General features: G+C 72.0%; 16 protein-coding genes. 4 read left to right on the top strand and 12 right to left on the bottom strand.

What is annotated here, in order from left to right:
• Nucleotides 1-5 precede the first annotated feature (5 nt).
• The 3 genes from ACWEQG_RS20205 to ACWEQG_RS20215 are packed head-to-tail and all read right to left on the bottom strand — an operon-like array spanning nucleotide 6 to nucleotide 2,608.
• Nucleotides 6-1,484, bottom strand: coding sequence for a DUF7059 domain-containing protein (locus ACWEQG_RS20205; RefSeq protein WP_452286791.1), 1,479 nt, complete (start codon nucleotides 1,482-1,484; stop codon nucleotides 6-8).
• Complete coding sequence (locus ACWEQG_RS20210; protein ID WP_169983664.1) at nucleotides 1,485-2,075, bottom strand: TetR/AcrR family transcriptional regulator; 591 nt, start codon at nucleotides 2,073-2,075, stop codon at nucleotides 1,485-1,487.
• Nucleotides 2,072-2,608, bottom strand: coding sequence for a GNAT family N-acetyltransferase (locus tag ACWEQG_RS20215; protein WP_452286677.1), 537 nt, complete (start codon nucleotides 2,606-2,608; stop codon nucleotides 2,072-2,074). Before ACWEQG_RS20215 ends, ACWEQG_RS20210 begins: the two co-directional genes overlap by 4 nt.
• Nucleotides 2,609-2,688: 80 nt before the next feature.
• On the opposite strand from ACWEQG_RS20215, the gene ACWEQG_RS20220 reads away from it, so the two are divergent.
• From ACWEQG_RS20220 to ACWEQG_RS20230, 3 genes are all read left to right on the top strand, one after another.
• Nucleotides 2,689-3,156 (top strand): winged helix-turn-helix transcriptional regulator, encoded by a 468-nt coding sequence (locus ACWEQG_RS20220; protein ID WP_452286679.1) that lies wholly within the window; start codon nucleotides 2,689-2,691, stop codon nucleotides 3,154-3,156.
• Nucleotides 3,157-3,193: 37 nt separating this feature from the next.
• Entirely contained in the window at nucleotides 3,194-3,979 is a 786-nt protein-coding gene (locus tag ACWEQG_RS20225) for an SURF1 family cytochrome oxidase biogenesis protein (RefSeq protein WP_452286682.1), read from the top strand.
• Nucleotides 3,980-4,048: 69 nt separating this feature from the next.
• A complete protein-coding gene (locus ACWEQG_RS20230) occupies nucleotides 4,049-5,245 on the top strand; it encodes an amidohydrolase family protein (RefSeq protein ID WP_363460091.1) in 1,197 nt (398 codons plus the stop codon).
• Here ACWEQG_RS20230 and ACWEQG_RS20235 read toward each other — a convergent pair.
• The 3 genes from ACWEQG_RS20235 to ACWEQG_RS20245 form a co-directional block, all read right to left on the bottom strand.
• A complete protein-coding gene (locus ACWEQG_RS20235; RefSeq protein WP_452286684.1) occupies nucleotides 5,242-5,592 on the bottom strand; it encodes a YkvA family protein in 351 nt (116 codons plus the stop codon). The two genes, ACWEQG_RS20230 and ACWEQG_RS20235, sit on opposite strands and share 4 nt — an antisense overlap.
• Nucleotides 5,593-5,666: 74 nt before the next feature.
• On the bottom strand, nucleotides 5,667-6,617 hold the full coding sequence (locus ACWEQG_RS20240) for an LLM class F420-dependent oxidoreductase (RefSeq protein ID WP_452286686.1): 951 nt from the start codon (nucleotides 6,615-6,617) through the stop codon (nucleotides 5,667-5,669).
• 58 nt (nucleotides 6,618-6,675) lie between these two features.
• A complete protein-coding gene (locus ACWEQG_RS20245) occupies nucleotides 6,676-7,323 on the bottom strand; it encodes a TetR family transcriptional regulator (protein WP_452286688.1) in 648 nt (215 codons plus the stop codon).
• Between the two features lie 154 nt (nucleotides 7,324-7,477).
• Between ACWEQG_RS20245 and ACWEQG_RS20250 the strand changes: the two genes are divergently transcribed.
• Nucleotides 7,478-8,113 carry a hypothetical protein gene (locus ACWEQG_RS20250; RefSeq protein WP_452286690.1) on the top strand — a complete coding sequence of 212 codons (636 nt, stop codon included), beginning with the start codon at nucleotides 7,478-7,480 and terminating at the stop codon, nucleotides 8,111-8,113.
• A 4-nt stretch (nucleotides 8,114-8,117) separates the two neighbouring features.
• Here ACWEQG_RS20250 and ACWEQG_RS20255 read toward each other — a convergent pair whose 3' ends face one another.
• From ACWEQG_RS20255 to ACWEQG_RS20280, 6 genes are all read right to left on the bottom strand, one after another.
• Nucleotides 8,118-9,185: an aspartate-semialdehyde dehydrogenase gene (locus ACWEQG_RS20255; RefSeq protein ID WP_452286691.1), complete on the bottom strand. Its 1,068-nt coding sequence runs from the start codon at nucleotides 9,183-9,185 to the stop codon at nucleotides 8,118-8,120.
• The gene (locus tag ACWEQG_RS20260) at nucleotides 9,182-10,456 is read right to left on the bottom strand and encodes an aspartate kinase (protein ID WP_363460103.1); all 1,275 of its coding nucleotides are present in this window, start codon (nucleotides 10,454-10,456) and stop codon (nucleotides 9,182-9,184) included. Before ACWEQG_RS20260 ends, ACWEQG_RS20255 begins: the two co-directional genes overlap by 4 nt.
• Nucleotides 10,457-10,542: 86 nt before the next feature.
• Complete coding sequence (locus tag ACWEQG_RS20265; RefSeq protein ID WP_346223673.1) at nucleotides 10,543-11,073, bottom strand: DUF5063 domain-containing protein; 531 nt, start codon at nucleotides 11,071-11,073, stop codon at nucleotides 10,543-10,545.
• The gene (recR, locus tag ACWEQG_RS20270) at nucleotides 11,066-11,665 is read right to left on the bottom strand and encodes a recombination mediator RecR (protein ID WP_169983653.1); all 600 of its coding nucleotides are present in this window, start codon (nucleotides 11,663-11,665) and stop codon (nucleotides 11,066-11,068) included. The genes ACWEQG_RS20265 and recR overlap by 8 nt, the downstream gene beginning before the upstream one ends.
• Before the next feature lie 3 nt (nucleotides 11,666-11,668).
• On the bottom strand, nucleotides 11,669-12,019 hold the full coding sequence (locus tag ACWEQG_RS20275) for a YbaB/EbfC family nucleoid-associated protein (RefSeq protein WP_079320096.1): 351 nt from the start codon (nucleotides 12,017-12,019) through the stop codon (nucleotides 11,669-11,671).
• Nucleotides 12,020-12,206: 187 nt separating this feature from the next.
• Nucleotides 12,207-14,387 carry a DNA polymerase III subunit gamma and tau gene (locus ACWEQG_RS20280; RefSeq protein ID WP_452286693.1) on the bottom strand — a complete coding sequence of 727 codons (2,181 nt, stop codon included), beginning with the start codon at nucleotides 14,385-14,387 and terminating at the stop codon, nucleotides 12,207-12,209.
• Between the last annotated feature and the right edge of the window lie 29 nt (nucleotides 14,388-14,416).

The following is a 14,416-nucleotide window of genomic DNA, read 5'->3' on the forward strand; positions in this document are numbered from 1 at the left end:
TCCGATCAACGTGGGCTTGCAACGCGGAGGAAGCCCTCGGCGATCAGGGAGCGCAGCGCGGCGGGAGCCCGCCCGAGCACGGCGCCGGGGTCCTCGCCGGTCAGTTCGGCGATCGCGGCGAGCAGCGGCCGCGTGGGCAGGTCGCCGTCGCACACCCCGGCCAGGGCCGCCTCCACCGTCCCCACGGTGACCGTACGGCGCGCGCCCAGGGTCTGCCGCAGGACGATCCGGGAGGGGTCGTCGGCGCCGGGCGGGCCGACGCGCTCCTCCACCACCCCCTCGGCCGGCTTCAGGCGCGCGTCGAGCAGGTCCTCGTCGGACAGCTCGTGGGCGGTGCGCGCCGCGCGCAGGACCTCCTCGACCAGCGCGCCGGACGGAGGCTCGACCGGCTGCGTCATCTCCTCCACCCGCACGAGCGGGCTCAGCGACCCGGAGTCGTGCAGGGCGATCCAGCCGAAGCCGACGCCGGTGACGTCCATCGACTCGAACCAGCCGAGCCACTCGTCGTAGCGCTCTCGGTAGGCCGAGGTGCCGTGCTCCGCGGAGTCCCGCAGCCACAGCTCGACGTACTCGGCCGGGTCCTGCACGTCGCGCTGCACGGCCCAGCCGTCGCAGCCGGTCTCCGCGAGCCAGCCGCCCACCCTGTCCTGCCAGTCCTCGCCCTTGACGTGCAGCCAGTTGGCGAGGAAGCGCGCCCGGCCGCCCTGGGCGAGGTGCCGGGGCGTGCGCCGTACGAGGTCGCGGCAGAACTCGTCGCCCCGCCGGCCCGTCTCGCGGTAGGTGTACCTGGCCTCGGGCGCGATGACGAACGGGGGGTTGGACACCACGAGGTCGAACCGCTCGCCGTCCACGGGGTCGTACATCGAGCCCTCGCGCGCCTCGACGCCGGTCACGCCGGACAGGCCCCAGCTGAGGCGGGCCAGCCGCAGCGCCCTGCGGTTCACGTCGGTCGCGACGACGTCCTCCGCCCGGGGCGCCAGGTGCAGCACCTGCACGCCGCAGCCGGTGCCGAGGTCGAGCGCCCGCCCGACCGGCGCGGTCCAGCCGAGCTGGGCGAGGTTGGCCGAGGCGCCGCCCGCTCCCACCACGTGGTCGGGCCGCAGCGAGGGGTCGCCGGGCCGCACCTTGCGGTCGGACACCACGTACGCCGGGTCGCCCGTGCCGGTGTCCCAGGGTTGGAGGTGCACGGTGGCCTGCACGGAGTCGCCCAGGCGCACCAGCAGCCCCGCCTCGATGAGGTCCTGCAGCGGGAGGTCGGCGGCGGCCATGCTGACCGGGACGCCCAGCCACCACAGGCGGATCAGCGCGGCGAGGGGGTCGGCGTCCCTGGTGGCCCGCAGTGCGGGCACGACCTCCTCGCGGGCCAGGGCGGAGGCGGCCATGTCGCCCAGCCGCTCACGCACGCCGTCGATCGTGTATCCGGTTTCCACGAACCTGTCGCGAAGCCGCCGGACCAGGTCAGAAGGGGCGTCCACAGATCGAATCTACGGCATCTTCAGGCTGTTCCAGGCGGCCTCGCCCAGCTCGCGGATCTCCTCCTGCGTGGGCTGGTGGGCGCCGCTGAACCACAGGCGGCACATCTCCTGCGCCGGGCCGAGCCACAGCACGTAGCACATGGTGGCGGGGACGGGACGGAGCACGCCGTCCTTCATGTGCGGCCGCCACCAGTCGGCGACCTGCCGGAAGAACTCGCGCCGCGACTCCGCGACCTCCGGGCCGCCGGGCTCGTTGCGCCGGGGCGGACGCTCGCTGATCAGCAGGCGGGCGCGCTCGGGGTGCTCGCCGCACCACGCCATGTGCATCGCGACGATCGCCTCGATGCCGGCGCGGGCGTCCTCGTGGCGGACGAGCTCGCCGACGAAGGCGTCCTGGTACATGTCGAGGATCTCGGCGTAGAGCACGCCGAAGACGTGTTCCTTGCTCGTGAAGTGGTGGTAGAAGCTGCCGACGCTGACGCCGCTCTCCTGCCGGAGGCTGGCCAGGGTGGTGGCCGACACCCCGCTCTGGCTGAACCTGCGCAGGGCGCCCTCGATGATCCTGGCTCTGCCGTCCCGCGCGCTCTTCGCGTTCTTCACATAGTCAATGGTGAACCAACAGAACCTTGTTCTGCAAATGCGAGGCGCGCTTTGATCTCGACGTATGGGCCGTCTGTGACGATTGTGGCAGAGGGCCACGTCCTGCGCACCATCGCCAGCACCCGCCGGTTCTCGGTCATGACGTCCATGCCGACGGCGACCGCGCCGCGTACGGACGCCCGGCGCAGGAGGGTGCGCACGAGCCGCGAACCCACACCGAGGTTCTGCCACCGGTCGTCCACCACGACCGCGATCTCGGCCTCGGCTCCACCGCCGTCACCGCCATCGGACAGGTGGCTCATGGCGTGCCCGATGACGGCGTCGCCGTGCAGCGCGAGCAGCGCGTCCCGCCTGTCGTCCCGCGCGACCATGGCGCGGACCAGGCTCGCGCTCGGCCGGCCCGGGCCGACGAAGAAGCGGCTGGTCAGCGTGGCGCGCGACAGGCCTCGCAGGAAGAGCCGCACCCGCTCCTCGTCGTCGTCCGGGCACGCCGCACGGATGTCCACGGCGGGCCTCACCTGAGTTCCCAGCATGGACTCAGCCTCCCTCGAAACATCTGAGTCTGTCAACTAGACTTAGATGTCGGAAGGAGGTTGTGGCTACGATGCGCGACATGCGGCGTTATCGGGTGGACAACTGCTCCATCGAGCGAACCCTCGCCGTGCTGGGCGAGAAGTGGACCTTCCTCGTCCTCCGGGAGGCGTTCAACGGCATCCGGCGGTTCGCCGACCTGCAGACGCGCACCGGTGCCCCCCGGCAGGTGCTGAGCGCGCGACTGTCGCGGCTCGTCGACGAGGGCCTGCTGCGCAAGGTGCCCTACCAGGAGCCCGGCCAGCGCCAGCGCGACGAGTACCGGCTCACCCAGAAGGGCCTCGACCTCTATCCGATCATGATCGCTCTCATGCACTGGGGCGACCGCTACCTGGCCGATCCCGAGGGAGCACCGGTCGTGGTCACCCACCGCGACTGCGGCGCGCCCGTCGCCCTGCACCTGACGTGCGAGGAGGGCCACGAGGTCGACGGTCCGCGCGAGGTGACCCCCCGCCCCGGCCCGGGCGCCCGGCTGAGCACCTCAGCCTGAAATCCATACCACCCCGGTGGCTGCCTAGGCTGGTGGCGTGTACCGGTTCCTCCTCACACGCCGCTGGGTCGGGCTGCACCTGCTCGTGCTCGCGCTGATCCCCGCCTTCTTCTTCCTGGGGAAGTGGCAGTGGGGGCGGTTCGAGGAGCGGTCGGCCACCAGCGCCAGGATCACCGCCAACCTCGCCGCCGCTCCCGTGCCGATCGACCGGCTGGACCGGCCCGGCGCGACCGTGCCGGAGCGGGACAGGTACCGGCTCGTCACCGCCACCGGCCGGTACGACCCCGCTCACGAGCTCGTGGTGCGCCGGCGCACCCTCAACACCCGGGTCGGGTTCTACGTGGTCACCCCGCTCGTCACGCCGCAGGGCGCCGTGCTGGTGAACCGGGGCTGGGTCCCGGCCGGGGCGACCGCGGACGCCCCGCCGCGGGTGCCCGCGCCGCCCACCGGAGAGGTGACGGTCACCGGACGGCTCCGCCCTGCCGAGACCCGGGAGAACACCGGCATCAGGAACCGGTCCGGGCTGCCCGCCGGCCAGATCCTGCTGATCGACACGCCCGCCCTCGCCAAGGGCCTGCCGTACGGGGTCTTCGGAGGGTTCGTCGAGCTGACCGCGCAGACTCCCATGGCGGCCGAGACGCCGGAGCTCCTGCCCCCGCCGGACGTCGGCGGCGGAGGCGGGCTCAACCTGGCGTACGCCGTGCAGTGGTGGCTGTTCATCGGCATCGCGGTGGGTGGCTGGGCGCTGCTGGTACGCCGTGAGGCCCGCGATCTCCGGACGGAGCGGGAGTCACAGGGCGTAACCGTACGCGCCGCAAGGTGAGCGAACGGATACCAACCGGAGACCTCGCAGCTTGTACCGTGTTATCCCTTGGCCCTACCGTTTACTACCGTGACGACGCCGCTGCATACCGACCCAGAGCCGAGGCGGCGGGACTTCGTGATCATCTCGGTCGATGATCACCTGATCGAGCCGGCCGATCTCTTCGAGGACCGCCTTCCGGAGAAGTACAAGGACCTCGCGCCCAAGGTCGTGGAGACCGACTCGGGCCACCAGGTGTGGCGGTACGGTGGCGCCACCTATCCCTGCGCGGGGCTGGACGTGGGCGCGGGCCTGCCCAAGGAGCAGTGGACGCTCGATCCCGTCCGGTTCGAGGACATGCGCCCGGGCTGCTACGACATCGAGGCCCGGATCGGCGACATGGACCGGGCCGGGATCTGGGCGGCCCTGTGCTTCCCCGGCATGCTCGCGAGCCAGGCCGGAGTGGCGTTCGGCCGCACCCGCGACCAGGACCTCGGGCTCGCGCTCGTACAGGCCTGGAACGACTGGCACGTCGACGTGTGGGCCGGCACCTACCCCGAGCGCATGATCGCGCTCCAGCTTCCCTGGCTCCCCGACCCCGAGATCGCGGCGAAGGAGATCAGGGCCAACGCCGCACGCGGGTTCAAGGCCGTCGTGTTCCCCGAGTTCCCCACCCGGCTGCGGCTGCCGTCGATCCACAGCCGCCACTGGGACCCGTTCTTCGCCGCCTGCGAGGAGACGGGGACGGTCGTGTGCCTGCACACCGGCGCGTCCTCCTGGGCGCCGGTGCCGTCGCCCGACACGCCGGTCGAGGCGATCACCACGCTGATCCCGGCCAGCGCGATGTTCGCGTGCGCCGACTGGCTCTGGTCGGGGGTGGCGCTGCGCTTCCCCAAGCTGCGCATCCTCATCGTGGAGGGCGGCGTCGGGTGGCTGCCGATGCTGGCCGAGCGGGCCGACTACGCGCTCGATCACCCGGTCGCGGGCGAGCCGAGCTGGGAGGGCGGGCTGAAGCCCAGCGAGGTGCTGCGGCGCAACTTCTTCTTCGGCACGCTCGACGACAGCGCGCTGAGCTCCGTGCGGCTCGCCGTCGGCATGGAGCGGGTGATGCTGGAGACCGGCTACCCGCGCGCGGAGTCCACCTGGCCGGACACCCAGCGCGCGGTGGCCCGCAACCTCGGCAGCCTGCCCCCCGCCGACATCGCCAGGGTCTCGTACGGCAACGCCGCACGCCTGTTCGGCCACCCGCTGCCCTCGCGGGCCTGGCTGCGGCAGGAGCAGCTCTAACGCCGGACCTTGCCGGTGTGTGTGGGCCGGCTGCCGTGCTCCCAGTCGACGAACTGGCCGCTCTCGCCGAGCAGCGCGGTCGCCAGCCAGAGGAACACGCCGAAGTCGTCGACGACGCCGATGCCCAGGAGGAAGTCGGGGACGACGTCGATCGGCGACACGATGTACGCCACGGCCATGCCGAGCATGGCGAGCTTGCCCTTGGTCATGCCGGGGTAGTCGCCCTTGATCGCGGCGCGGAGCATCCGGGGCACGGCCCGGATGCGGGCCCCGAGCCCCGGCGATCCGGGCTTGGAGACCTCGCGGTAGGCGCGCCAGGTGGCCGCCGCACGTCCTGCCTTCACCATGAGGACACCTCCAGGTAGATTCCTCTGCCCGCTTCGCCTCCCCGATAACGTCCGGCGGCGCTCCCCCGGTTCCGTCAGGCGCCCGGCGCGAGGTCCCGTACGGTCTGGGCCAGGTCGCCGAAAGGCAGGGGGGCGAGCACGGGCGTGTCGAGCCCGGCGGCGACGTACTCCCGGACGCGGGCACGGCAGGCCGCCGCGTCGCCGTGCACGATCAGGTCGTCCACGACCTCGTCGGGGATCGCCTTCAGTGCGGCCTTGCGGTCTCCGGCCGCCCAGGCCTCCTGCATGGGCCGCAGCGCCTCACCCCGGCCGAGCCATTCGTGGAAGGCCGCGTACACCGGCACGGTGAGGTAGGAGGCCAGCAGCCGGCGGCCGATCTCCCGTGCCTTGGCGGCGTCCTCGGTCACCACGACGAACAGCCGCGCGGTCAGCTCGGTCTCCGGCCCCAGCTCGGCCCGGACCTTCCGTACGTCCTGAGGCGACAGCCAGTTGGTGATCGCGCCGTCGGCCTCGCGGGCGGCCAGGCGGAGCATGCCGGGGCGCAGCGCGGCGAGCACGATCTTCGGCGGCGTCGCGGGGGCCTTCTCCAGCCGGAAGCCCTTCACGGCGAAGGTCTCGTAGCTCTCGGTGACCTTCTCCCCCGCCAGCGCCGCGCGCAGGAAGCGCAGGGTGTCGCGGACCCGCGCGTACGGCTTGTCGAACTCGCCGGCGTTCCAGTTGCCCACGATCACCGGCGACGACGCGCCGATGCCCAGCACGAACCTGCCCGGGGCGACGTCGGCCAGCGTGGCCGCCGACATGGCCAGCAGGGCCGGGCCGCGGGTGTAGACGGGGACGATCGCGGTGCCCAGGCGCAGGGACGGCGCCCACTCGGCCGTCAGGGCCAGCGGCACGAACCCGTCCGTGCCGCCCACCTCCGCCGACCACGCGTCGGTGTAGCCCAGTGCGGGCAACTCGGCGATGAGCTCCTTCGACTCGACCGGCGTCTGCCCGAAGAACGGAATCGTCATGCCCCAGCGGTCCACGGCCACCCCTTCCAAGGTCTCGACCCGACCATACCAACCGGACGGTATGGCGTCGCGGTCACGCCCGGAGTTCGTGGACCACCTCGATGACCTCCCTGGCCACACCCTTGATGCCGGGCAGATGCGACAAACCGACCAGACGGTCGACGAGTGGGACAACCCGGTCGATCAGCCGGTAGGTGCGCGCGCACCCCGGCGAGTTGTCGTGGACCCAGAACAGCACGACCCCCATCCACAGCAGCCACAGCAGCTCGGGAAGCTCCTCGCGCAGTTCGTCGTCCATCCGCCCGGCCGATCCTTCGACCACCTCCCGATAGAGCGCGACGGCCGACTCGCGCGCGGGGGCGGACTCGGCGCTGAACGGGCTCAGGGGGTTGCTGGGCTCGGCCGCGTGCTTGAAGAACTTCACCGCGAACTCGTGGTACGGCTCGGAGATCCGCACCCACTCCCGCAGCACGCCCCCGAGCCGCCCGGCGAACGACCGCTCGGCGGCGAACACCTCGCGGCACGCCGCCTCGTGCGTCGTCTGCGCCCGGTCGTAGTACGCCTGGATCAGCTGCTCTTTGGACCTGAAGTAGTAGTAGGCGTTGCCCACCGACACGCCCGCCTCCGCGGCGATGGCGCGCATCGTGGTCGCCTCGTACCCCCGCTCCCTGAACAACCGGAGGGCCGTCTCGACGATCAGCTCCCGTGTCTTCTCGGCCACGCTCGTCACTGTACGGGTCGGGCCCGCATCCGGTCATGAACCGACAAGATGATCCACGCGTGGCGGCAAACCGCCTCGTGGCAACGGGCGGACCGGTCGCCGGATGTGGCATTAGAGACCACAGCCCCCGCCGTCGACCGAGGAAACGAGGCTCTTGGACGTCCGCCCGTCATGGCGGGGGCTGGCCGGCATCGGCACCGCCGTCCTGATCTCCCTGCCCATGCAGAACGACAGGGACCCCGTCCCGCCGCCGTCCCCGGCGCCCGCCGCGACCGTCGAGGCCGTCGAGGTCGTCGAGGTCGCGCGGCAGGAGGTGACCCTCCCGCCGCTGCTGGCCGGCACGTTCGTCGCCACCGTGAGAGTCCGGGACGCTTTGGACGCGGACGCACGGCTCCCGCACGAGGAGGCGGTGGGCCTGCTGCTGGACGCCGGGGTGCGCCGGAAGTCGAGTGGCGACTGCGCCGACCGCCGCCGGCGGTACTGCACGTCACTCCAGGCGATCAGGTACGGCACGCTGATGCGCGTCGTCGACCTGAGGCGGGCCAGCGGCTGCCCGGTGACGGTCACCGGCGGCACCGAGACCGGTCACGCCGGCGGCCGCTACAGCCACGGCAACGGCTACAAGGTGGACCTCGCCCACAACGCGTGCCTCGACGCGTACGTCACCCGGACCTGCCGCTACTGGCGCACGCGCGCGGACGGCGCGGCGCTGTACCGCGCCGCGCCGTCGAACGTGAGGACGGACGTGTGGGCGGACGAGCCGACCCACTGGGACGTGCTGTTCCGGTGACGACCTACGCGAACTCGGTGGCGACCAGCGCCGCGATCTCGGCGGTGTTGAGCGCGGCGCCCTTGCGGAGGTTGTCCCCGCACAGGAACAGGTCGAGCGTGTTCGGGAAGTCGAGCGCCTGGCGGATCCGGCCGACGTAGGTCGGGTCGGTGCCCACGACGTCCGCCGGGGTGGGGAACACGCCGTTCGCGGGGTCGTCGAGCACCACCACGGTCGGCGCGGCGTCCAGGAGCGCCCGGGCGCCCTCGACCGTGACCTCCCGCTCGAACGTCGCGTGGACGGCCAGCGAGTGGGTGGTCACCACCGGGACGCGGACGCAGGTCGCCGAGACCTTCAGGTCCGGGATGCCGAGGATCTTGCGCGACTCGTTGCGGACCTTGAGCTCCTCGGAGGTCCAGCCGCCGTCCTTGAGCGAGCCCGCCAGCGGCACCACGTTGAGCACCAGCGGAGCGGGGAACGGCGAGTCCGACAGGTCGGGCACGGCCTTGCGCACGTCGCCCGCCACGGTGCCCATCGTCCGGTCGCCGGCGACGGCCTCGATCTCGGCATAGAGCCGCTCGGGCCCGGCCACCCCGGCCCCGGACACCGCCTGGTAGGAGGCCACGACCAGCTCGCGCAGGCCGTACTCGCGGTGCAGGGCGCCCATGGCGGCCATCATCGACAGCGTCGTGCAGTTGGGGTTCGAGATGATCCCCTTGGGCCGGTTGCGGGCCTGCTCGGGGTTGCACTCGGGCACCACGAGCGGCACGTCCGGGTCCATCCGGAAGGCGCCGGAGTTGTCCACGGCCACCGCGCCGCGCGAGGCCGCGACCGGCGCCCACTCGGCGGAGACCTCGTCCGGCACGTCGAACATCGCGATGTCGACGCCGTCGAACGCCTCCGGCGACAGCGCCCGGACGACGACGTCCTCGCCGCGCACGCTCAGCACCTTGCCCGCCGAGCGCGGCGAGGCGATCAGCCGGATCTCGCCGTACGCGTCGGACAGGTCGCGGCGGCTGGTCAGGATGTCGAGCATGACGGTGCCGACGGCACCGGTCGCGCCGACGACGGCGAGGGTGGGCTTGCGGCTCATCGTCCGGTACCTCCGTACACAACTGCCTCGACCTGGTCGGCGTCGAGGTCGAACGCGCGGTGGGCGGCGGCGACCGCGGTGTCCACCTCGTTCTGTCCCACGACGACGGAGATGCGGATCTCCGAGGTCGAGATCATCTCGATGTTCACCCCGGCGTCGGCCAGCGCGCCGAAGAACTTGGCGGTGACACCCGGGTGCGAGCGCATGCCCGCGCCGATCAGGGAGACCTTGCCGATCTGGTCGTCGTACAGCAGCGACTCGAAGGCGACCTGGTTCTGGATCTTCTTCAGCGCCGTGAGAGCCGTCTGGCTGTCGTTGGCCGGCAGCGTGAAGGAGATGTCCGTGCGCCCGGTCGCCGCGGCCGACACGTTCTGCACGATCATGTCGATGTTGATCTCGGCGTCGGCCAGCGTGCGGAAGATGGCGGCCGCCTCTCCGACCTTGTCGGGCACCCCGACCACAGTGATCTTGGCCTCGCTCCGGTCGTGCGCGACCCCGGAGATGATGGGCTGCTCCACTTCGGTTCCTTCGCTGTAGGGGTCGGAGACGACCCAGGTGCCTTCCCTCGTGCTGAACGAGCTTCTGACGTGAATCGGCAGGCCGAACCTGCGGGCGTACTCCACGCAGCGCAGGTGCAGGATCTTGGCCCCGCACGCCGCCATCTCCATGGCCTCGTCGTAGGAGATCCGCGGGATCTGCCGCGCCGTACGGACGATGCGGGGATCGGCGGTGTAGATGCCGTCCACGTCGGTGTAGATCTCACAGACGTCCGCGCCGAGCGCCGCCGCGAGGGCGACGGCCGTGGTGTCGGACCCGCCCCGGCCCAGCGTCGTGATGTCCTTGCTGTCCTGGGAGACGCCCTGGAACCCGGCCACGATCGCGATCTGACCGGCGTCGACGGCCTCCTGGATACGGCTGGGCGTCACGTCGATGATGCGCGCCTTGCCGTGCGTCGAGTCGGTGATCACACCGGCCTGCGATCCGGTGAAGCTGCGCGCCTCGTGACCCAGGTTGGCGATCGCCATCGCGAGCAGCGCCATGGAGATCCGCTCACCCGAGGTGAGCAGCATGTCGAGCTCGCGGCCGGGCGGCAGCGGCGACACCTGCTGGGCCAGGTCGAGCAGCTCGTCGGTGGTGTCGCCCATCGCGGACACCACGACGACGACGTCGTTGCCCGCTTTTTTCGTCGCGACGATCCGCTGGGCGACCCGCTTGATGCAGGACGCGTCGGCTACGGAGGAACCACCGTACTTTTGCACAACGAGCGCCACTGGAATCTCCAACGAATCAGGACGTGGAGCTCACAGTGTACTTGGACGTCCCAAACCGAGACCGGCCACGACCAGCATGTGGACGGTCAGACCGCGGTGCCCTCTTCGACCACGTCGAGCCGGGTGTGCGCGACCAGCGCCTGCAGGGCCCGCAGCGCCGCGCCGGCGTGGTTGCCCCAGGTGTTGAAGTAGGAGTACTGCCACCACCACAGCGCCTCCAGCGGACGGCCCGCCCGGTAGTGCCGCAGCCCGTGGATGAGGTCGGCCGCCACCGCCGTGAGGTCGTCCGACAGCCGGTACGGCGTGACGACGGTGTCCTTGTAGGGGTCGAACACCTCGGCGTAGTCGTCCACCGGGCCGAGCCGGGCGGCGAGAGCCGTACGGAGGGGGTCGATGTCGGGGTCGTCGCTCAGCGCGGGTTCGACGTTGCCCTGCAGGATCACGTCCTGGGCGGCCCCGAGCTGGGTGCCCGCGAGACTGACCTGGGCCACCTCCACCAGGAGCAGCGGCAGCGTCGCGTCGCCGCCCTCACCGCCGGCCAGGCGGGTGAGGCCGTCGATGAAATTCTGCGCGTGTCCGGCGACGCGTGCGGCCAGGTCGTTCCACTCGTCAGACATCCAGCAGCCTCCGTCCTTCGAAAGCGCGGCCCAAAGTGACCTCGTCGGCGTACTCGAGATCACCGCCCACAGGCAGGCCGCTGGCCAGTCGGGTCACTTTCAATCCCAGGGGCTTGACGAGCCTGGCCAGGTAGGTGGCCGTCGCCTCGCCCTCGAGGTTCGGGTCGGTCGCGAGGATCAGCTCGGTCACCTGGCCGTCGGCCAGCCGGGTCATCAGCTCGCGAATCTTCAGGTCGTCCGGGCCGATGCCGTCGATGGGGCTGATCGCCCCGCCGAGCACGTGGTAGCGACCGCGGAACTCACGGGTCCGCTCGATCGCCACCACGTCCTTCGACTCCTCGACCACGCAGATCACGTGCGGATCGCGCCGCTGGTCCCGGCAGATCCGGCACTCCTGCTCCTCGGCCACGTTTCCGCACACCCGGCAGAAGCGCACCTTCTCCTTCACTTCGAGCAGGGCGTGCGCGAGCCGCTTGACGTCGGCCGGGTCGGCCGCGAGGAGGTGGAACGCGATCCGCTGCGCGCTCTTGGGACCGACGCCGGGCAGCAGCCCGAGCTCGTCGATCAGGTTCTGGACGACCCCTTCGTACATGCTCTAGAACCCCGGCAGCTGACCGCCGAGGCCGCCCCCCAGTCCCTGCGCGAGCGGGCCCAGCTTCTCCTGCTGCAGCTCCCCCGCGGCGCGTACGGCGTCCCGCACGGCGGCGAGCACGAGGTCCGCGATCGTCTGCGCGGTCTCCTCCGGGTCGCTCGCGTCGATGGCCAGCGGGCTGATCTCGAGCTCGAGAAGCTCGCCGCTGCCGTTCACGGTGGCGACGACCAGGCCGCCCCCGGCACTGCCCTCCACTTCGGCGTCGCTGAGCTCCTGCTGCGCGGTGACGAGCTGCTGCTGCATCAGCTGAGCCTGCTCCAGCAACTGCTGGAGGTTGACATCCCCTGGATTCACGATGGTTGCGCTCCTCAGCGTCCAGCGACATGTTCGTCGCGACCGAGCCTACGGTGTCGCCCCGGTTTCCGCACCGGCGCGGCGTGCGTGTTCCACGCGGGTCGCCGGCCTGTCGCGGGCGGACGGACACCGGTTACCCAACCAGTCTCCGTCCATGCGGCGGCCGTCCCTCCGGCGGGGAAGGCGCTCAGGAGTGATCGATCTCCTCGATGACGCGGCCGCCCAGCTCACGCTGGATCAGCGCCATGCCGGACAGCTCGCTCACGTCGGCGTCGTCGTCGTTGAGCGGGTCCACGTCGTCGTCCGGGCGCGCGGTCCCGCCCGTACGGCCCGGCACCGTCTCCGGCCAGGCCTGCCGGGGGCCCGTCTGGGCGGCGGCCCTGGCCGCCGAGCGGGCCGCGGCCAGGCCGGGACTCGGCGCGGACCGCGAGGCGGGGGAAGGCGAGGCCGGGGAAGGCGCGTCGTAGTCGTCGGACGGCGCGTCCGGCCACGACTCGTCGGTCGCCGCGGGCGCCGCGGCCTTCCGCTCCGGAGCCGGGGCGGGCGTGGCGCCCGTGGGCGGCATGGCCGCCGGAACCGGCGCGGGCTGCGCGGCCGGTGCGGAGGGCTGAGCCGGGGGAGCCGCGGGAGCAGGGGGAGGCGGCGCCGGCGTCTGCGGCGTCTGGGGCGCCGGCGGGCCGGACGGCCCGCGTGGTGCGGGGCCGGCCGGGCCGGGACCCGAGCCGCCGACCACCACGTCGACGCGCCAGGTGCCGCCGAGCACGTCGCCGAGCGCGGCGGCCACCACCTCGTCGCGCTTGCCCTTGAGGAAGCCTTGCACGTCGCCCGGCTTCTCGAAGCCGACGGTCACGACGTTGCCCTCGACGCCGAGCAGCCTGCCCTGGGCGTTGAGGATCATCCAGGCCACCCGCTGACGGTTCTTGATCGCTTCGAGCACCTGCGGCCAGGCCTGCTGCACCGGCCCTCCGCCCGCAGCGGGCGCCTGGGCCTGCGGTGCCTGCGAAGGCGGTGCGGCAGCCGACCCGGAGCCGGGCCGTACGGGGGTGGGCCAGTCGTCGGCGCTCCGGGCGGCCGCCTGAACCCGCGGTGCGGAAGCCGGGGCGGGGGCCGGAGCGGAAGCCGGAGCCGGGGCAGCGGCGGGGGCCGCGGGAGCGGCCGCGGCGGGGGCCGGGGGCGCCGCCGGTGCGGGTGCGGCGGTGTGGACACCGGCCGCGACGCCGCGCTCCAGCCGCTCGAGCCGTGTCAGCAGCGCCGCCTCGCCCTGGTCGGCCCCGGGCAGCAGCACGCGGGCGCACATCAGTTCCAGCAGCAGGCGGGGTGAGGTCGCACCGCGCATCTCGGTCAGCCCGGCGTTGAACACCTCGGCCGCCCGGGTCAGCTCGGCGGGGCCCATGGACGCCGCCTGTGCCTGGAGGCGCTCCAGTTCGTCGTCCGGCCGGTCGAGCAGGCCGCTGCCCGCCGCCTCGGGGACGTTGGACAGGATCACCAGGTCGCGGAAGCGTTCGAGCAGGTCCGTGGCGAAGCGGCGGGGGTCGTGACCACCCTCGATCACCCGGTGCACGGCGTGGAAGACGGCCGCGCCGTCCCGCTTGGCGAACGCGTCGACGACCTCGTCGAGCAGGTCGCCGTCGGTGTAGCCGAGCAGGGACACCGCTCGCTGGTAGGTGATGCCGGAGTCGTCGGCGCCCGCGAGCAGCTGGTCGAGGATCGACAGCGTGTCCCGGGCCGAGCCCGCACCCGCCCGTACGACCAGCGGTAACGCGGCCGGCTCGTACGGCACCGACTCGGATTCGAGGATCTCCTCCATGAGCCGCTTCAGAGTCGCGGGCGGCATCAGGCGGAAGGGGTAGTGGTGGGTGCGCGACTTGATCGTCCCGATGACCTTCTCGGGCTCGGTGGTCGCGAAGACGAACTTGAGGTGCGGCGGCGGCTCCTCCACCAGCTTCAGCAGCGCGTTGAAGCCCTCACGGGTGACCATGTGGGCCTCGTCGATGATGTAGATCTTGTAGCGCGCCGAGACGGGGGCGAAGAAGGCCCGCTCACGCAGGTCGCGGGCGTCGTCCACGCCGCCGTGGGACGCCGCGTCGATCTCGATCACATCGAGGTGGCCCGGCCCGGTGGGAGCCAGCGCGACGCAGGACTCGCACTCGCCGCAGGGGTCGGGCGTCGGGCCCTTCTCGCAGTTCAGGGAGCGGGCGAGGATGCGGGCGCTGGAGGTCTTGCCGCAACCGCGCGGGCCGCTGAAGAGATAGGCGTGGTGGATCCGGCCGCTGCGCAACGCCTGGCGCAACGGATCGGTGACGTGCTCCTGCCCCTTGACCTCGGCGAACGTCCCGGGTCTGTACTTGCGGTACAGCGCAAGACTCATGCCGCCTCCTCGGGGGGTCGACCCGGCCG

The sequence above is a fragment of the Microbispora sp. NPDC004025 genome, assembly GCF_053604425.1.